At 45.1% G+C, this 18,939-nt stretch carries 14 protein-coding genes; 6 read left to right on the top strand and 8 right to left on the bottom strand.

The window, feature by feature from the left end:
• Window positions 1-48: 48 nt before the first annotated feature.
• Window positions 49-1,290, top strand: coding sequence for an NADH:ubiquinone reductase (Na(+)-transporting) subunit B (locus F0231_RS11495; RefSeq protein WP_171759864.1), 1,242 nt, complete (start codon window positions 49-51; stop codon window positions 1,288-1,290).
• The gene (locus F0231_RS11500) at window positions 1,280-1,429 is read left to right on the top strand and encodes a DUF2256 domain-containing protein (RefSeq protein ID WP_171759865.1); all 150 of its coding nucleotides are present in this window, start codon (window positions 1,280-1,282) and stop codon (window positions 1,427-1,429) included. Before F0231_RS11495 ends, F0231_RS11500 begins: the two co-directional genes overlap by 11 nt.
• 25 nt (window positions 1,430-1,454) lie before the next feature.
• Here F0231_RS11500 and F0231_RS11505 read toward each other — a convergent pair whose 3' ends face one another.
• Window positions 1,455-2,162, bottom strand: coding sequence for an SDR family oxidoreductase (locus F0231_RS11505; RefSeq protein ID WP_171759866.1), 708 nt, complete (start codon window positions 2,160-2,162; stop codon window positions 1,455-1,457).
• A gap of 296 nt (window positions 2,163-2,458) precedes the next feature.
• On the opposite strand from F0231_RS11505, the gene F0231_RS11510 reads away from it, so the two are divergent.
• The 3 genes from F0231_RS11510 to F0231_RS11520 all read left to right on the top strand — a co-directional run bounded on the left by F0231_RS11510 (window position 2,459) and on the right by F0231_RS11520 (window position 5,554).
• On the top strand, window positions 2,459-3,400 hold the full coding sequence (locus F0231_RS11510; protein WP_253825784.1) for an ABC transporter substrate-binding protein: 942 nt from the start codon (window positions 2,459-2,461) through the stop codon (window positions 3,398-3,400).
• A gap of 3 nt (window positions 3,401-3,403) precedes the next feature.
• On the top strand, window positions 3,404-4,786 hold the full coding sequence (locus F0231_RS11515; RefSeq protein ID WP_171759868.1) for a GGDEF domain-containing protein: 1,383 nt from the start codon (window positions 3,404-3,406) through the stop codon (window positions 4,784-4,786).
• A gap of 159 nt (window positions 4,787-4,945) precedes the next feature.
• Window positions 4,946-5,554 (top strand): YitT family protein, encoded by a 609-nt coding sequence (locus tag F0231_RS11520; RefSeq protein ID WP_171759869.1) that lies wholly within the window; start codon window positions 4,946-4,948, stop codon window positions 5,552-5,554.
• A gap of 65 nt (window positions 5,555-5,619) precedes the next feature.
• Here F0231_RS11520 and F0231_RS11525 read toward each other — a convergent pair whose 3' ends face one another.
• From F0231_RS11525 to F0231_RS11555, 7 genes are all read right to left on the bottom strand, one after another.
• Window positions 5,620-6,123, bottom strand: a complete 504-nt coding sequence (locus tag F0231_RS11525) for a flavodoxin family protein (protein ID WP_171759870.1) — start codon at window positions 6,121-6,123, stop codon at window positions 5,620-5,622.
• A 122-nt stretch (window positions 6,124-6,245) separates the two neighbouring features.
• Complete coding sequence (locus tag F0231_RS11530; RefSeq protein ID WP_171759871.1) at window positions 6,246-9,347, bottom strand: efflux RND transporter permease subunit; 3,102 nt, start codon at window positions 9,345-9,347, stop codon at window positions 6,246-6,248.
• A complete protein-coding gene (locus tag F0231_RS11535; RefSeq protein ID WP_171759872.1) occupies window positions 9,344-10,657 on the bottom strand; it encodes an efflux RND transporter periplasmic adaptor subunit in 1,314 nt (437 codons plus the stop codon). The genes F0231_RS11530 and F0231_RS11535 overlap by 4 nt, the downstream gene beginning before the upstream one ends.
• Window positions 10,657-11,307 carry a TetR/AcrR family transcriptional regulator gene (locus tag F0231_RS11540; protein ID WP_171759873.1) on the bottom strand — a complete coding sequence of 217 codons (651 nt, stop codon included), beginning with the start codon at window positions 11,305-11,307 and terminating at the stop codon, window positions 10,657-10,659. Before F0231_RS11540 ends, F0231_RS11535 begins: the two co-directional genes overlap by 1 nt.
• Window positions 11,308-11,735: 428 nt before the next feature.
• A complete protein-coding gene (locus F0231_RS11545; RefSeq protein WP_171759874.1) occupies window positions 11,736-13,331 on the bottom strand; it encodes a BCCT family transporter in 1,596 nt (531 codons plus the stop codon).
• A gap of 158 nt (window positions 13,332-13,489) precedes the next feature.
• A complete protein-coding gene (locus F0231_RS11550) occupies window positions 13,490-15,985 on the bottom strand; it encodes a cache domain-containing protein (protein WP_171759875.1) in 2,496 nt (831 codons plus the stop codon).
• Between the two features lie 141 nt (window positions 15,986-16,126).
• On the bottom strand, window positions 16,127-18,058 hold the full coding sequence (locus F0231_RS11555; protein WP_253825780.1) for a response regulator: 1,932 nt from the start codon (window positions 18,056-18,058) through the stop codon (window positions 16,127-16,129).
• A 114-nt stretch (window positions 18,059-18,172) separates the two neighbouring features.
• On the opposite strand from F0231_RS11555, the gene F0231_RS11560 reads away from it, so the two are divergent.
• Complete coding sequence (locus F0231_RS11560; RefSeq protein ID WP_253825785.1) at window positions 18,173-18,913, top strand: ABC transporter substrate-binding protein; 741 nt, start codon at window positions 18,173-18,175, stop codon at window positions 18,911-18,913.
• Window positions 18,914-18,939: the final 26 nt, after the last annotated feature.

Here is an 18,939-nt window from a genome sequence, read left to right on the forward strand (position 1 = left end):
TGCGTTACCCCGTATCAATAAGGGAATAAAAGAAGTAGGAATTAGAGTATGAGTCTCAAAAACCGATTGGAAAGAGTGGCTCCTTTATTTGAGCCAGGTGGGAAGTATCAAAAGTATTATCCAGTATACGAAGCGGCGGCCACCATATTTTACACCCCCGGACATGTTAATAAGGGGATAACGCACGTTCGTGACAGCATCGACCTAAAACGCATCATGATTATGGTCTGGCTAGCGACATTCCCTGCGATGTTTTGGGGGATGTATAACATCGGTAATCAATCAGCGATGGCACTTTTATCGACCTATTCGCTACAGGATCTAGCTGCGGTTATTGATGAAAGCTGGCGGCTCTCTTTGGCTTTTGGCTCGGCTGAAGGCCTTTCAACAGCCGGTTGGATGAGCAAGATGCTATTGGGCGCAACGTACTTTCTGCCTGTGTATGCAACCGTCTTTATCGTTGGGGGATTTTGGGAAGTGCTGTTTGCGGTAGTTCGCAAGCACGAGGTAAACGAAGGCTTTTTTGTTAGCTCGGTGCTCTTCTCATTGATACTGCCGCCGACAATTCCCCTTTGGCAGGCTGCATTAGGGATCACTTTCGGGATTGTTGTAGCGAAAGAGATTTTTGGTGGTACAGGGCGTAACTTCCTTAATCCTGCTTTGGCGGGGCGTGCTTTTCTCTATTTCGCCTATCCAGCCAACATGTCGGGCGGCGCAGTTTGGGTCAGCGCCGACGGCTATTCGGGGGCGACACCATTAAGTCAATGGTACGAGGGAGGTAACACCGCACTAATCAACAATATGACTGGAGACACTTTGGTGTGGAGTGATGCATTTCTTGGCAATATCCCAGGCTCCATGGGTGAGGTGTCTACATTGCTGATTGCTCTTTCAGGGTTAGCGTTAATCTTTATGAAAATTGCATCGTGGCGCATCGTGGCTGGGGTAATCGTTGGTCTAGCCGCGACTTCTACCTTGTTGAACTTAGTTGGCTCAGAAACGAATGCGATGTTCTCGATGCCTTTCCATTGGCACTTTGTTCTAGGTGGTGTGGCGTTTGGTACCTTCTTTATGGCGACCGACCCAGTTTCTGCTGCTTTTACTAATAAAGGTAAATGGGCGTATGGGGTACTCATCGGTGTCATGACGATTGGTATACGGGTGCTAAACCCAGCTTATCCGGAAGGGATTATGCTCGCGATATTGTTTGCTAATTTGTTCGCCCCTTTGTTCGACTTCATGGTCAAAGAAGCCAACATCAAGCGAAGAAAACAGAGACATGCCCAATAAAGTCAAGAAGCAGCACTTACCAACCAAAATTTGTTTGGTGTGCTGCCGACCTTTTACGTGGAGAAAGAAGTGGTCGAGATGTTGGGATGAAGTGCGTTTCTGCTCTAACCGCTGTAGGAATGAGAACAAGAGAAACTGACTCACTGTTCTACCAAGGAACTCTTCTACCAAGGGATAACGTTCCCCGAATAGGAGAAAAAAGATCCGCTCTCTTCTGGGGTACTGTTTTCAATAATCTGGATGAGGTCATTGGCGACTCTGCTGGGAGTGAACAGCTTGCCTTGAGGGACATTGGCTTGAAAGGGCAGTGAGAGTGGCGTATCGGTTGTTCCGGGATGCAGCGACAAAACCACCGCCTTAGGTAAGGTGCGTTGCCACTCTATCGAAATGGTCTTGAGCAGCATGTTGAGGGCCGCTTTGGATGCTCGATAGCTGTACCATCCGCCAAGTTTGTTATCTTCTATGCTTCCCACTCGCGCAGACACAGTGGCAAGTTTTGGTGTGTTGCTTTTTTTTAGGTGCTGATTGAAATATTTGGCAACTAAGAGGGTAGGAAGGCTGTTGGTTGTTATATTTTTAAGATAGAAATGGCTATCAACGCTATTGAGTGACTTTTCTGGTCCGTTTCTATCGTCATGAAGCAAGCCTACGCAGTTAATGATCCAGTCTACTGTTTGAATTTTCTCTGCGAGTGTTTGGATCTGTTCTTCATTTGAAACGTCCACACGATACCAAAGAATGTTGTTGTCTGTTGATGAGGGTTTGCTATTGAAATAAGTACCATGCAGCGTACCCGTTGGGTATCGACACTGGCACTCATGGATAATAGCCTTACCGATCCCACCGCTTGCCCCTAGCACTAATATATTCATTTCTCTCTCCTTTTGAACTTATTTGGTTTTTTCTACGTTAGAGAAAGCAAACCAAGTCATTTACTTAGAATTACGAATGAGAAAAAACAAACTTAAATCGTCATTCCGTGTGATTTTGTTCACGTTTATGTTGTGAAAATACGCGTGTTTAGCACCTTTATGCGGCACTAATTCAATAATTTCGAAATATGGTCTAGTTTTATATGTGCTGGGTTTCTTATTGGTTGGGTAAATAGAGCATGCCAGAAATATCGAGAAAAAGGATGGCGCTCATTGTATCTGTGATTGTGATGTTCATGGTGGCTTGGAGTGTGATTGATCGAGTGGGGAAAACGCCGCAGAAACCCTCATCTCAAATAAAAATTGGTGTGTCGCTGACGCCTCTCTCTTCGCCATTTCTAATCGCGGAGCAACTGGGCATTTTTGAAGAGTTTAATCTCGATGTCACACTTTTCCCTTGCTCAAGTGGCGCAGCCTGCACCGAGCTGATGATAGAACGAAATGTAGACTATGCGACAGCGTCAGAGTCCGTGGTCATGTTTCAAAGTTTCAAGCGAGACGACCTCTCTCTATTGGCCAGTTTTGTTGAGTCGGACAACGATTTAAAACTTTTGACGTTGTTGCCTTTCAAAATCGACACAGTGAGTGATTTAGGCGGCCGAAAAGTCGGGGTCGTTAAAGGAACGGCGAGTGAGTTTTACCTTGATTCCGTGTTGATTAGCAATAACGTGGAAAAACGGTCGATTCAGAAGATTTACATGCAACCCAACGAGTTGGTGCCTGCGCTGCTTTCCTATCGTGTTGATGCCATTTCTGCATGGGAGCCAATGGGCTTTCAAGCTGATCTTCTCTCTGTCGCTGAAGTGACGAACTTAGGTGCAAAAGGGATCTATCAACTCTCCTTCAATCTTGTGTCTCGTTCGCCTTACTTGGAGTTTGTTGGCGATGAGCCAATTCGCTTACTACAAGCACTGGAAGTTGCCATAGACTGGATAAACAGTAACCCCAATCAAGCGCTGACTATGATAGCGGCTCGGCTAGACATCCCACTCAATCAAGTGGAGTGGTCATGGGAAGATTACCTATTTCGGCTCTCTTTAGGTAACTCTTTGCTTTCAAACCTTCAACTGCAATCTCGCTGGGCGATTGATAGCGGGCTTGTCGAGAACTCCCCACCGGACTTTAGAGAAGTCTTTTATTCATACCCATACCAGCAAGTGGTTGCGCTGAGAGAGTGAGGCATGTTGGATTCACTATTTAAAAAAATGTTCGTGCTTTCAACGATTACCATGATGTTGACGTTGTTTATTGTTATCTCGTTTTCAAAGATCAATCGGCAGCAAGAGGTAACAAAAATAGAGCTGGACCAAATCATTGATCTGCAACTTTGCGTTGACTTACTGCGTAGCCAATTGTGGGCATTTAAGCAATTTGGTGACGATGCAAGCCTTGAACAAGTTGAAGTTGCACAAGCCGAACTGGATACAAAACTCACGGCATACCGAAGCGACAATATTCAGTTAGACAACATTCAGAGAATGAACCGAAGTCTTCAAACTTTGATCATCCAAGAGAAAAATCTCTATTTTGATGCACAACCGTCGGCAACGAATCAACGTTCAGCCGAGATAAGTGCTCGAGGGTTTCTCCACTCGCGCTACAACATGATTGTACAGAACATGACGGAAGAGTTAGCGCGTGTGCATCAAAGAGTTCTTAACCGAAATACGCAAGGCTTACGTGATGTTATGTCGACCGCAGCAGCTTGGCTAATCATCTGTTCCATCTTAGTGAGTATGACGGCTTGGCTGATCTTATTTCGCTTTAAATCAGGGGCAGAGGCGATGAAAGCGGCCATTTTGGATCTGGCAAAAGGGCAGCTCGACACTAAAGTTGAAGCGGTAAAAATGGACAGTGAGTTTCGCGTTATTGCGAGTTTCTTCAATCAAATGACGGTTTCGCTATGTCATTCAACGGTGACAAAGAAAGAGCTCGAAGAAGAGGTGCTACGTCAAACACAACAGTTAAAGCACAAACAAGAGCAGCTGCTGTTTCTCAGTGAGCACGACCCATTAACGAATTTGGTGAATCGACGTGCGTTTGATAAACAGCTAGAGAGTGCGATTGTCAAAGCCAACCGGACGGGCTGTAAATTGGCCTTGTTATTTATTGATTTGGACGACTTTAAAGAGATCAATGATACCTATGGTCATGATGCTGGAGACTTCGTTTTGATCAAAGTCGCTGAGCGATTGGTCGAGTGTGTGCGAGAGTCTGATTTTGTTGGCCGACTAGGTGGTGATGAGTTTGTTGTATGTCTCGATCTTCTCAATGATTTCGACATTGTACCGGCGAAAGTTGAGCAGATTAAGTCAGCCATAAATGAGCCAATTGTCTTTGATGAACGAAGCTTAAAAGTTGGCGCAAGTGTGGGGGTAAGTCAGTTCCCTGATCATACCAAAAACAAAGAAGCCTTGATCTGTCTGGCGGATGAAGCCATGTATTTGTCTAAGCGTTCAAAGCCATCGAATTGCGAGCAAAGTTTAGCTGGTCAAAACGAGTCGGCAGAGAATGAAGCGGATGGTGATGATAACGTGGTTAACTTGATTTGCCGTAACAAATAGTTGTGCTTTATTGCCTTGATTACCGCTGGGTGTAAATTTCAATAAACACATTCATAGCTTGAAAATGTAGAGCAATTTTCGACATTTTTATCAATTATCGGCATCTTATCCCAGTTTGATTCACCTTTTTGTGAATCGTATGGGATAGGAAGCCTTAAAATGGATAAAGAACATAGCTTGCGAGAGAACATGCTCGCGCTTCTGTTAGGTAGTGCCTTGGTGTCACTGGGTGTTATCTTTTTCAACAAAGTCGGTCTTTTGACTGGCGGTACCGCAGGATTGGCCATTTTTCTAACGAAGGTAAGCAGCTTTAGCTTCGGCCAGATCTTCTTTGCGCTTAACTTACCATTCTACATCTTGTCAGTAGCCCGTATGGGATGGCGTTTTACCATCAATACGTTTATTGCTGTTTCAATCGTATCGTTTGCGGTGGACCACCTACACCATGTGATCGAGATTGCGCGCATTGACGCTTTCTACGCAGCGCTGCTCGGTGGTGGGATGATCGGTATGGGTATGTTGGTGATCTTCCGTCATAAGATGAGTTTGGGTGGTTTTAATATTCTTGCGCTGTTTCTTCAGGAGCGCTACGGAATTCGCGCAGGCAAAGTGCAGATGGCTCTAGACTGTACGATTGTGGTCATGTCACTGTTTATTGTTGATGTGTCATTGATCTTACTTTCAGTGCTGGGCGCTGTGGCGACGAACTTAATTTTGGCGATGAACCACAAACCGGGGCGTTATCAACCTCAAGCGACGACGGCTTAAAGCAAAGTACTAATCTAACTGATTCCAACGAAAGGCTTAGCGTGAGTGCTAAGCCTTTTCCCTTTCTATTGACTGAGTTTCGCTCGAAATTCAGCAAGCTGATTAGGGTCGACAAAGTAGCCATCGCGACAAGGTGCGTGCAACATGTCTGCGAGCTCAATGTTGAAGTAGGAAAAGAGACCGTCAAAAAAGCCTTTAAAATGAGGGCTTAGTTCAGGACTAGCTGAACTTGCAACGACAAATCCCTTTTTGGCTTCTAAAGCGCGAGCTTTCGGTTTGAGCTCTGCAACGTCCAACAGCTCTGTCATTCTATCGACTAAAGATTTCATGGGCGCAGTTACTGAATGCCAATAGACAGGGGAAGCAAAGAGCAAGCTGTCTGCCTTGAGCATCTTTTCGACTAAAGGGTAGAAGTCGTCGCTTGGGTAGTTATTTTGGTAGTTGTAAGCGGTGATGTTCAGTGTGTCGATGTCGACGATTTCAACGTCTTGATTGTCAGCTACATCTGCAACGGCTTTGGCGGTGTTGCCTTCCTTATTGGCGCTAGAAAAAAGAATCAGTGTTTTCATTTGTTAACCTTTTCATCTGATTTGCTGGGATGAAAAGACTATAAAACCTCAACTTAAGTTGAGGTAAAGAGTTAATTTATGAAAAACAGCAAGCTAGAACTTTCTAGCTTGCTGTGGGTGAATTACAGCTCTTCGTGTTTATGGACTAAACCAAAGTCTGCAAGGACGGCGTAGGCGGCAGGGATCATAAACAACACCAAGAGTGTCGATGCGAAAATGCCAAATACAATTGAGATCACCAGAGGCTGAATAACTTGCGCTTGTAGGCTTGTTTCTGTCAGCAAAGGTAACAAACCTGCAGCGGTTGTCATTGAGGTTAAAAATACAGCTCTGAATCGCTCTCGGCTCGCTTTAACCACAGAGTCATGAACCGTGTCACCTTCATCAACATGATGGCGGATATACTGCACAAGCAAAATCGAATCGTTGACCACAATCCCTGCAAGCGAGACAAAACCCATCATACTAGGCATGCTGAGCGAATGCCCCAGCAGTATGTGACCCCACACGACGCCAACGAACGCCAGTGGAATCGCAAGCATAACCACGAAAGGTTCTAAGTAGCTTCTGAACTGGTAGCTGAGAATGGCAAACACGCCAAATAGTCCAAGTAGAAACCCTTTACCCATTGAAGCCCCTGTTTCGGCGGTGTCTTTCGCTTCACCTTCGAAGTCGAAACGTAGGCCAGGGTATTTCGCCATCAGTTTAGGCGCTTCTTCTTTTTGGAACTGATTGATGATTGCAGTCGAGTTCGCTTTCGTGTTGTCAGTATCACCAAACACGCTAATGGTTCTTAGGCCATCGATACGTTGGATGCGCACATAGTTACGTTGGAAATCAAGCGTTGCTAGGGTCGCAAGGGGTATCTGGCTGCCATCCGATAGAATAATCGGGAAGTTGGCTAACTGTTGCAGATCACCCGCTTGAACCTTATCTAGACGCACTTCAATGGAGATGTTCTCAACGCCTACTTGGATTTCGTCGGCGGTTTGACCAAAAAAGGCGGCACGAAGCTGATTGGCGATAAGCTGACCATTGATGCCATAGGTTTCCGCACCCGGACGAAGCTTCACTAGCACTTCTTCCTTACCCATGCGCATGTCATCTAGCACACCATGTACACCATCGAATTCATTTAAGTATTGCTGAATGTCGATTGAAGCCGATTTGAGAGCGTCGAGATCATCATGTTTCGCTCGAATCTCAATCGCTCGACCCCCTGGCCCCATTGTCGGTTGTTTAAACACAAGAGATATCGGGTCTGCAAGTTCACCAACGTCCTCACGCCACGCGGCGATAAATTCATCAATCAATGTATTTCGCGTTTCTGCGCCTAATAGATCGAGCCTAACCGTTGCAATGTGTGGCCCAGATTCATTGGCGTCTTGGTTTGCATTGAATTGGCTTGTAATGTGCTCAACTAACGGCGCGCCATTTTCGTACTTGTCGCTCCACTCTCGATCAAGTTTTCGTGCTGACAAGACGATTCTGTCGACTACCGCTTCTGTTTGAGACAGTGATGAGCCCGGAGGCAAAATAATACGCGCTTCGGCGATGTCACCATCAAGTTCAGGGAAGGGTTGGAACTTAAGTAGGCCGCCAGCCAAAGTGGCAACGGAGATAAGTAGCAATGCGCCAACCCCGCCTAAGAAGGCATAACGATATTCAACGACTTTTTCTACCGCATTAACCAAAGTGGTGTTGCGGAAATTCTCAAAGCTCTCAAGAATCTTCTGTTTAAATTTAGCCGGTGGCTTTTCTTTTTTCTCTTTATGCAGCGAATGGGATAGGTGATTTGGCAGGATCAAAAATGCCTCTACCAAGCTCAGGGTCAGTACCAGAATCAGGACTTGCGGCACAGCTTTCAGAACCGCCCCCATTTCACCTTGCAAAAATAGCAGGCTGCCAAAGATACACACAGTCGTTAAGAAAGATGAAATCACACCAGGCAGAACCTTTTTCACACCTTTTACGACAGCGTCATCGACCTCTTCGCCTCTGTCTAGATGCGCGGCAATGGATTCAGCAATCACAATGGCATCATCCATCATGATACCAATCGCCATCAGTAGCCCAACCAGAGACATGATGTTAATCGAGAGCCCAAGCTGAGCCATTAAAAATAGACCACCAAGGAACGCAACGGGAAGCCCTGCAGCCACCCAGAAAGAGTAGCGCAAGCTAAAGAATAGCCACATGGTAGCGAATACGAGCACAATACCTTGCCAGCCGTTACTCACCATCATGGTTAAACGATCCCAAAGTACCGATGAAATATCATTCGTGAGTTGGAGCTTCACACCATCAGGTGCAATGGCTTGCTGCTCTTCAACAAACTGAGCCACGCGCTCTTTGATTCTTAGTGCGTCATCTTCTTTGTTTTTACTGACTTTAAGCAGGGCGGAGGGGTGGCCATCGAAAAGCACCTTCTCTTCATCAAGTTCAAAGCGGTCAGTAATGGTCGCGATATCTCTCAGGCGAATGAGTGAGCCATTTGGTCCTGAACCAACAACAATGCTTTCAAGCTCTTCTGGAGTTGTGCGTCGCTCATCAAAACGAATCAGAAAATTCTTATCGGGCGTTTCTACATTACCGCTGGGTAGCTTGATGTTTTGACGGCCGATTTGATCGGCAATATCACCCACGCTTAGACCTAGCTGGCGCATAGCCTGTGAGTCGAGCTCAACGCGCAATTGGTGGTCGGAAAAGCCTGCAATATTGACCAGAGAAACGTCATAGTCGAGTTTTAACGTTCGTTTAAGCTGTTCTGCGTAAGCTTTCAACTCAGGCCATGTGGTATCGGCGGTAATGGCCACGTCAACAACCGGTTCATTCCAGTCGAGTTCTTGAACAATTGGCGATTCAATCTCTTGAGGAAAGTCGTTAATTGAGTTGATTTGCGTTTGAACGTCAACAAGCATGCGGCCAATGTCAGCTTGTTCATTCAACTTGAGAATCAAACGCGCCGAGCCTTCAATCGCCTCACACTGTGTCTCTTCAATATTGGCGAGCCCATCGACGGCATCTTCCATACGAACACAGATGCTCTCTTCAACTTCTTGAGGGGAAGCGCCAGGATAAACCACACCTGCCATGATGTAGGGTGGATCAAATTCTGGAAAGGTTTCTCGCTTAATCGTCGAAAGCGAGCTAAGCCCTAGCACCAACAGGCCGAGCATCAGCAAGTTGGCAGCAGTAGGGTGCTTTGCGAAGAATCGAATCATTGCTGAGGCTCCTCTTCACTAGCGGCTTCTTTTAGTAACATGCCATTAATGGCTGGCAATAGATCATTCAAAATCAGCTTATCGCCTTGGTTTAGGTCACCATCGATGACCACTTGATTATCACGGCGGTAGCGAACTGAAACGGTCTTGATCGCGAGTTTATTGTCAGTATCCATCAGATAGATTTTATCGCCGTGAAGAGCACGCTCTGGAATCACCCAGCTTGGGTTGGCTTGGCCTTCAATAGTGGCACGGACAAACATGCCATTGACAAGAGGCGGAGCGGAAGTTGGATTCAGGTTGCGGTAGTCTTGCTGAATTTCCAAAATCACCCCTGCGGTCGCTTGGTTTGGATCAACGGTTTCACTAATACGGCTGAGCTTAGCAGGCCAACTTGCTTTTAAATTGCCGCTGCTTAGCTCTATGCTAGCTTCGATCTGGGCAGTGTTAGGTTGAGGGATCCCCGATTCATCGCGTTGAAACTCGCCTAAGCTAGAGGCAAGGGTCTGCATATCGTGAATAGAGAGTTGAGCTTCAACCTCCATTACCGCCATACCATGAGCTGTCACCATGGTTTGCTGAAGATTCACAACTTGGTTTTGCTCTATCTCTACATCTGAAATACGCAGATCATAAGGGAGTGTGATGATGGTTTTATCGAGTGAGCGCTGAGCTTCGTCGACTTTCGACGCATTGACTTTCACTAAGGCTTCGGCCACACGTTGTTCATCTGGCATCAAGCCAATTTGGTTTTCAATGTCGAGAACAAGCTTGCGTTGGGACAGGGTTGTTTGTTCTTGTTGATCAACATCAGATTGAGAGTTTAACCCTTTTTTACGCAGGTTTTGCTTACGGTCCAACTCTTTTTCAGAGATCACAAGACGGTTCTTTTCGATTTTTAATGTCTGTTGAAGGTTATCTTCTTCTTGGTTTAGCTTAGCAAGAGAGGTTTGAGCAGACTTGAGATCAGCTTGAGCTTGAACCAGTTTTAATTCGTAATCGAGAGGGTCAATTCGCAGCACTTCGGTTCCAGCTTGGAGCACTTGGCCTTTTTCGAGTTGAGGGTGGCGGTAAACCACTTTGCCTGTGACTTCAGCTATCGCTTTCCACTCTATCTTAGGCGCTACTTTACCAAAACCGATGGCCAACGGAGCCATTGCTCGCAGCTCTAGCGGGGTGGTTTCTACAAGACGGGCACGATCGCCAGCAGGTTTGACGGGTAAGTCGGGTTTCATCTTAACGGCAAAGACAAGGGTTAACACGCCAACGGCAAGCGCTGGGAAGAAAAGTAGCTTTTTATTGATTTTCATTATTGTCCCTGAGCCTCTGTTGGTTGAAGGAATCCGTGAGTCATGAGTTTAATATTATGTTCGAACAGTTGATTTAAGAATGCTTCATTGAGCTCAATACCATGAACGGCAAGCAGTGAAGGTGGCGCAATAAAAGGGAACACCATAAGACTGATGTAAGAGACTTTACATAAACGAGGATCAGCGTCAGGGCGAAGAATGCCACTTTCAACAAGCTTGTCGAACATGACGAGCTGCATGGGTTGGTTGACATCCATGATGACCTTTTCAAGCAATTTTCTTTGTGTCTCGCCACTGTCCATGTGCATGACCTGAGCGATCAATCTAGGGAACTGAGGGACTTTGATCATCTCTTGATAATAGGTGCGCATGATATCAAGAAAGTTTTTTTGAGAACTCTCATCAGCAAGGCGTTTCATCTGCTTTTTGAGTGGTTCGATGGTTTCACGCAACATGGTCTCGAACAACCCTTCTTTATTACCGAAGTAATAACGGATCATGGCAACGTTAACCCCTGCCTTATTAGCAACTAAACGGGTAGAAACTTTGTCATACGCCATAACAGTAAAAAGATCTCGGGCGGCTTGTATTAGCTGCTGCCGAGCATCAATGTCCTGATTGGGGCGTCCTGCTTTTCTCACGTGACTCATAGCGCGAGCACTCTGCATTATTAAACAATTGATTAATTATAGTGTGGTCGAAAAAACTTCGATATGACAATAATTAATCGATATTTAATCAATTGATTAATTATGCCAGCCAGAATACATATCTCGTTTCCTATTTATCCGAATTGGTAATAAGAAGAAGCGACATAGGATGGGAAGTAGAGGGTGAGAAGGGGCATTAAAACAGACAAGAAAAAGCCCGTTTAGTAGTCACCTAAACGGGCAAAGTATTTGGAGATTGTTGGTCTAACATCCGTATTCTGACTGTTACAAGGTGTATGACTTTATTGGAAGCTTATTATCACCGTGTAACCAATGAGAGATAAATTAACATTTTTGTTAATGGATTTTAAACCATCAAAAGTGGAAAAATACATTCCACTTTTGATGTTCTGGTATCCCGATTACACTTAGATTAGGCCTTGTTCACGTGCCATCTGATTGGCAATTTTAGGCGCTTTCCACAATGCAGGCAGCAATATAAAGGATACAGGTACCGCTGTGATAACGATGAAGGATTGTAGGGCTGAGATGCCACCAGAACCCATTGAAATCAGAGCAATGGCAACCACACCCATCATGATACCCCAGAAAGCGCGCATTGCTGCTGGTGGCTCTGTAGAGCCTGTGATCACGACGCTAATGGTGTAAGTCATTGAGTCACCCGTTGTGACAATAAACGTTGTCGTCAATACCAAGAACAGCAAAGAGATAACGATAGGGAATGGCAACTCAGAGGTAATGGCGAGCAACACTGCAGGCAGATTGAAGCCTTCGAAAGCGCTTGAGATTAAACCTGGGTTTTCTAGCTCGAACGCCAGGCCACTGCCGCCAACAATACTGAACCAGAAGCAGGTGATAAGCGGAGCGGCGATACTGATTGATAAAATCAGTTGTCGAATGGTACGCCCACGAGAGATACGTGCAATAAAGATTGCCATCATCGGACCGTAACCTAAGAACCAGCCCCAGAAGAAGACAGTCCACCAGCTCAGCCAACCTGTATCGCCACGATATAGAGCCATAGGAAAGAAGTTATCGATCATTCGACCGACGCCCTGAACATAGCCATCGATAATGAAGTTCGTTGGGCCGAACACCAGTACGTAACCAATAAGCGCGACAGAGAGCAGAATGTTGTAACGGCTAATGATTTGAATACCGCGGCCTACGCCACTTAATGCAGAAAGTGTATAGGTAGCGATCGCAAACAGAATCACCGCGCATTGTGTCACGAACGTATCTGGAATGTTGAATAGTTCATTCAATGCGTAGCTAATCTGCAGACCTAAAAAGCCAATTGGACCAATAGTACCTGCTGCAACTGCAATGACACTACAAGCGTCAGCGATGTGTCCAATCCACCCATCTATCGCTTTTTGACCGAAGATAGGGTAGAGCAGAGTTCTAGGCTTAAGTGGTAGTCCCTTATCGTAGTGAAGGTGCATTAAAACCACAGAAGAAAGGCAGCCTAATATAGCCCAAGCCAGAAAGCCCCAGTGCATAAAGGATTGTGAGAGAGCGTTAATCGCAGCGGATTGTCGGCTTGTTTCACCATACAGTGGAGGCGCAGAGACAAAATGCGCAATAGGTTCTGCTGCTGCCCAGAAGACACCGCCACCAGCGAGTAACGTACACAGAATGATAGATAGCCACTTGAATGTGTCGATCTCTGGCATGTTCAGGTTTCCTAAGCGAACGTAGCCTGTGCGGCCAAATGCTAGGAATAAACCAATAAGAAAGTTAAGCAGTAGAAGGACTTGCCAGAATGCGCCAAAAGCTTGAGTTGAAAAAGCGAAGCCAGTGTTAACCCAGTCAGAGAGCAGGGAGGTATCGGTTAGGGCAAAAATCACGAAGGCGATCAGGAAGCTGCCACTAATCCAAAAGACGGGGTTATTTAATTGGTATTGAGTCAAACGGTGTGCGAGTGGATCTTGAGATGTGTTTCCAGCATAGATAGAACTTTGTTGTGTTGAACTATCGATAGACTGTGTCAAATTAGACATTAAAACGTTCGCTATTTTGTAGCCAATTCAGTTAACTGGCTAATGTATTTCCCCCACTCCATTTCATTTGAATTGTGAGGTTCGTCAAAAAGCGGGCGATAATAACACACTTATCACTAAAAGCGCAGGGCTTTCATTGTATCGAATTTGACGGCGAACTAGGCAAGCTTCTCTTGTGAGTCTGAGGCATACTTTTCAGCAAGGAGCTCAATCGAGATAGGGCGTTCAATCAGATAGCCCTGCAAAATATCACAGCCATATTCGATCAATACCGCTTTCTGAGCTTCTGTTTCGACTCCTTCTGCGACCACCTGCATGTCGGCAGAACGAGCAATAGCAAGGATAGCTTTAACCAACGAGTCACTCTGCTCAGAACTTAGCATCTTATCGACAAACACTCGGTCAATCTTGAGCTCATCGAGAGGTAGGTTGCTGAGATAGCTCAGCGAAGAGTAACCCGTTCCAAAATCATCCAAGGAAACCGTAAACCCAAGCTCTTTTACTTGGCTAATAATAGGTTCTACTTTTGGTAGGTCACTAATGAGTACGTTTTCGGTGATTTCCAAGGTGACGCGATGGCTAGGTAAATCGTGTTTTTGTAGTGCGCTTTGCAGCTGAGGAATAAAGCGAGCTTCCATTAATTGCATTGGTGAAATATTAATGGAGAGTGTTAAGTCGTAGTCGGGAGAGGGGAAGTGTTGGCTAAACTCTTCACACGCTTTGTTGAGGACAAATTCACCCAGATCGCCGATCAATCCAATCTCTTCTGCGAGAGAAATGAACTCAAGCGGAGAGACATGCCCAAGTTGAGGGTTATGCCAACGCAGCAAGCTCTCAACGCCGTGTAGTTTGCCTGTTTTAGCCTCCACTTGCGGTTGATAACAGACCGACAGTTCATTGCGGTTTATCGCTTCTCTCAGTTCACGTTCTAACATGAAGTCATACTGAACTTGCTGGTTAATTGAGCTATCAAAGAACAGTACATCGCCTTTCTGACGAGCTTTCGATTTGTAGAGAACAATATCCGCTTTTGAGATTAACTCTTCAGGTTGGTCGCCGTCGGATGGGTACATAGAGACACCAATCGAGCAGCTAGCGAATAATACTTTTCCATCAATCACGAATTGCTGCTTAAAGATCCCCTTAATCTGTTCGACTTTGGACTCGGTTTCTACAAGGTTCTTTAAGTTCGAGAAACAGAAGATAAACTCGTCACCACCGAAACGTGCAACATAGTCGTTTGGCCCTAAAAAAGCTTCAAATTTCTTACCAATCTCATTGAGTAAACGATCCCCAGCGGAGTGGCCATAGAGGTCATTCACCTTTTTAAAGTCATCCAAATCGACAAACATCACCGCCAGTTGACAGCATTGCTCTGCTGATTTGGCGATGCCTTCACCAATGTGATGATGAAGCATGGAGCGATTTGGTAACCCAGTCAGTTCATCGTGGCTTGCCATATATTCAAGTTGATCTTTGGTGCTTTGAAGGTGGTCAAAATCATTGTTGATTCGGCTTTCAAAACGTTTGAATCGATTGGCTATTAAACGGCTTAGCGCGAATGACAACAGTGCAACCACAAGTGTGGTTATAAGCCCAATGATCCACATTTGCTGGAGCGCGGTATCTTGTTCTAACTGAACTTGAACTTCCCGTTCTCCCAAGTAGCGATTACTGACTTCGTCATAGACGCCAGCACCAATTCTCCACCCCCAAGTTTTGTCTTTGACTACGTAACTGGTTTTAGATAGGTCGGTGATACCTTCAGGGCCCGTTCTAGCGACATAATGGACAAACTCATTGTCGGCGAGCATGATCTTTTTTGCTCCCTCTTGGTTCTCAATACCACCTGAGGTATATGAGCTCTGTCCGATAAAAGATGGGTTAATGTGCGAGAGGATGGTGCCGTCATCATCTAGGACAAAAATGTAACCATAATCGCCAAATCTAAGATTGATTAACCATTTAAGAACCGTAGTTTTGATATCATTCTCGACATCGACGACGTAATCACCTGTACCAATAAACCAGTCATAAGGCTCGAAGTATTTACCGAAACCGATTTTCTCAAATTCTTTATTTTTGTTGTCAGGTTTGACGAACCACCAGCGATAAAATGCTTCTCCTTGCTCTTTGACTTGTTCGCCCATCTCGCGGACGATATAACTGCCCCGCACATCTTTAAAATCCCACAAAGACGTGCCTTCTACGCGGGGCAGAAGAGGGTGCATGATGTTCGTTCCTTCCGTTTTATAGATAAAAAAGTATCCACGGCCTTGGTTAAAACGAATATCTCTTAATGCATCCGTAATGAGTTTGGTCACTTGCGCTTCTGGTAGGTGTTTATTGCTTTCATAGAGGCGAGAGGCGATTGCATGCGCTTCGTAGATATGTTCTTTGATGGTGCTTTCTAACCTCTGCTCAGTTTGAGCTCGGGCGAATTCGATTTGTTGTTGAACGTATTCGACGCGACTTGTTAAATCGACAAGTTGGCGTTGTTCGTATTCATTGCGTAGTGAAGAGAGCTCCTTTTCGGAACTTAGTATCAAATCTCTGGCGGTGAGAACGACCCAAAAAAGAGTAAAAACCGCCACAATAGAAGCTGGAGCATAAGTGATGAGATTAAGCAGTTTTTTGTCGGTCAGCTTAGCCATATAGCCCCAAATTCAGCAATATCAGTCAACTAAGTATAGCGACAAATACTGATCACAAAACCCCAAAGACTTATTGATAGGTTTTGAATTTAAAAAGTGGGATCCAAGTATAAGTTACTGATTAAAATGCGGTAAGTTCGCCTATTTTTTCGATACACCTGTTGCCTCTTGGGATTTTTGTTGCATTTGCTTCATCCAAGGGACATGTTTCTCCAACGCTTCGCGGATAAGTTTTGGTTGAACGGGTTTGGTTAGAAAGTCATTCATGCCTGCTTGGTAGCACTCCTGTTTGTGCTCTTTCATCACATTAGCCGTAACCGCAATAATCGGAACGTCCTTACGCCAATCTGAATGTTGGCGAAGTGCTTTTGTGGCTTCATAACCATCCATCACTGGCATGTGGCAATCCATGAGAATTGCGTCAAACTGTTGGGCGTCACAGATGTCGAGAGCCTCTTGGCCATGATTAACGATGGTGGTGTTAGCACCGAGCATATTGAGCATGACTTTGATAATTTGCTGATTCACACGGGTGTCTTCAACAACCAGAATTGACACGCCATTAGGGTTTTCTGCATGCAGCAATTCGGCATCTTTGTAATCTTGGCTTGCAGGGAAACTCACTAGGTTCTGCTGAGGGCTTTCAGCTCTTTTGTCGTTTGTGCCATTTTCAAGGATGATCAACGGAATAGAGAAGTAAAAGCTACTCCCAAGTCCGAGTTCACTGATGACTTTCAACTCTCCCCCCATCATGGTGACAATCTCTTTACTGATCGCTAAGCCTAAGCCTGTACCTCCAAACTTTCTTGTTGTGCTGCCATCGGCTTGTTGGAACTTTTCAAAGATAGTCTCAAGGTGGCTTTTATCGATACCAATACCCGTGTCTTTAATCTCAACGTAGAGGTGAGGTCTATCGTCAACAAGCTGATTAATCACTTTAAGTTCGATATATCCAGTGTGAGTGAACTTGAGTGCATTGCCGATAAGGTTATTGAGGACCTGTTTGAAGCGAGTGGAATCCCCTTCGATACACAGCGGTATGTCAGAAGCAATGTTGCATTGAAACATGAGTTCTTTTTGATGCGCTCTTAGGTTGTATTCGTTGGCTTGTTCATTAAGTAATTCTTTTAGGGAGAAGGGCTCACTTTCGAGTTCAAAATGACCGGCTTCTATTTTGGAAAAATCGAGTATCTCATTGATGATGTCGAGCAGCGTTTTTGATGATGAGAGCAAAATATCGATGTAGTTTTTCTGAACCTCGCTAGGCTGAGTCTCTTGCAATAGAGTGGCGACCCCTACAATCCCGTTCATTGGAGTCCGTATTTCATGGCTCATGTTGGCAAGGAACTCACTTTTCTTCACGTTCGCAATCTCTGCCTTCTCTTTCGAAGCCACGAGCTGGTTATAGTGGATATCTAACTCTTCAATACAGGCGTTATATTTATTCGTTAGCTGGGTAATTTCATCATTAAAGACTCGTCTCTCTGGCGTAATTTTGTGAGGAGTATGCCCACCACTAAAATCGGACATCGCTTTCGATACTTCGGTGATTGGTCGCACGATGAGTTTCAGAACAATGTAAAGCAGACTTGCGACGATAACGCTGGTTTGTATTAAGGTCATGCCAAGTAAAAATAGAAAGTCTTGCCAAAGTCGGGCGTGAAGCGGTGCTAGATCGGTCGTTACGACTAAAGAGCCAATGGTAAATTTCTTTGAGCCAATCGCAGAGGTTAAAGGCCATTGGTGGGAGATAATCTGATCGCCAGTGACGCTACCCAAGGTGATATTAACGCTAGCATCATCAGTCAGCTCTACCGCATCAACATAAGGCAGTTGATAAATTCCTTGCAGTTGGGTGTTGAGTTGAACTTCATCGACAACCCATAAACTCGAACTGATACTCGCGAGGTAACTCTCTTCTAACTGTGCAAACTTTTGTTCCAACGCGCTCAACTCGGTCTTATAACCATAGTAAAAGTTTACCCCAGCCATAATTAGGGCAAGGGCAAAGCTAACTAACACCGTAGCGATGACAAGCTGCTTCGCGATTCCAATGTTTGCTTTAGCGTTCAAAATTGACATTTCCTATGCAGTCTATTGCTTAAAATAATTCTAGTACTAAGGTGTTATATATGCACTTTATTTTATAAAATATGGGAGGGTAAGGTGAAATATACAGGGACAGTATTGGGGGCAGCGTTACTATTGCTAGGTCTATCTTCGGCTTCAGCAAATCAGACAATCAATTACTACGTGATTGCCAATCAAGCGCAACCTTTTCAAATTGAGCAAAAAGGGGAACAGCACACAGGCATTGTGTCAGATATTGTGGCCGAAATATTCTCCGAGAGTGATTACGATTTGGCCTACCATACCTATCCATTTAATCGAATGATCTCGATACTAGAGTCAGGGGAAGAGAGCAACTGGATTACCTATGGAAGCCCTAATTGGGGTAAGGCGCAATCCGAAAACCTGTCTGAAAAGCCAATCTACCATGTGAAACATACTCTAGTGACCAGTACCAAAGCGCCATTTGACTATCAGAATGTTGATTCGCTTAAAGATAAGGGAGTGGTGTTATTACTTGGTTTCGATTACGCCGAACTGACTCCGCGAATTGAAAGTGGTGAGTTAGAAGAGATCCGTGTAAAAGACTATCAAGCGGCGTTCAGCATCGTTCAAAGATTGCCAGGGCATACGGCCTTTGTAGAGATGGAATCTCGAGTGAAATACCATCTGAATCGACTTGAGTTGAACGAGCAAGACTTCCGAATTGATAACTTCGATAATGTGATTGCTGCTTATCCCATCCACTTAGCTTTTTCTAGAGATCTGGATCCAAAGCTACAAGAATTCATCAACCTTCGTCTCGCCGAGATGGAGGAAAGCGGCATGCTAGAGAAGATAATTAGTCGGTACATATAAGGTTAATCGCCCATACTTATCAGAGA

The sequence above is a fragment of the Vibrio sp. RE86 genome (genome assembly GCF_013114545.1).
GTDB lineage: Bacteria > Pseudomonadota > Gammaproteobacteria > Enterobacterales > Vibrionaceae > Vibrio.

Coding starts and splice junctions, on each gene's coding strand:
- F0231_RS11495 (WP_171759864.1), top strand. CDS start 49: ATGAGTCTCAAAAACCGATTGGAAAGAGTGGCTCCTTTATTTGAGCCA.
- F0231_RS11520 (WP_171759869.1), top strand. CDS start 4,946: ATGGATAAAGAACATAGCTTGCGAGAGAACATGCTCGCGCTTCTGTTA.
- F0231_RS11510 (WP_253825784.1), top strand. CDS start 2,459: ATGGTGGCTTGGAGTGTGATTGATCGAGTGGGGAAAACGCCGCAGAAA.
- F0231_RS11500 (WP_171759865.1), top strand. CDS start 1,280: ATGCCCAATAAAGTCAAGAAGCAGCACTTACCAACCAAAATTTGTTTG.
- F0231_RS11530 (WP_171759871.1), bottom strand. CDS start 9,347: ATGATTCGATTCTTCGCAAAGCACCCTACTGCTGCCAACTTGCTGATG.
- F0231_RS11505 (WP_171759866.1), bottom strand. CDS start 2,162: ATGAATATATTAGTGCTAGGGGCAAGCGGTGGGATCGGTAAGGCTATT.
- F0231_RS11540 (WP_171759873.1), bottom strand. CDS start 11,307: ATGAGTCACGTGAGAAAAGCAGGACGCCCCAATCAGGACATTGATGCT.
- F0231_RS11515 (WP_171759868.1), top strand. CDS start 3,404: ATGTTGGATTCACTATTTAAAAAAATGTTCGTGCTTTCAACGATTACC.
- F0231_RS11535 (WP_171759872.1), bottom strand. CDS start 10,657: ATGAAAATCAATAAAAAGCTACTTTTCTTCCCAGCGCTTGCCGTTGGC.
- F0231_RS11550 (WP_171759875.1), bottom strand. CDS start 15,985: ATGGCTAAGCTGACCGACAAAAAACTGCTTAATCTCATCACTTATGCT.
- F0231_RS11545 (WP_171759874.1), bottom strand. CDS start 13,331: ATGTCTAATTTGACACAGTCTATCGATAGTTCAACACAACAAAGTTCT.
- F0231_RS11525 (WP_171759870.1), bottom strand. CDS start 6,123: ATGAAAACACTGATTCTTTTTTCTAGCGCCAATAAGGAAGGCAACACC.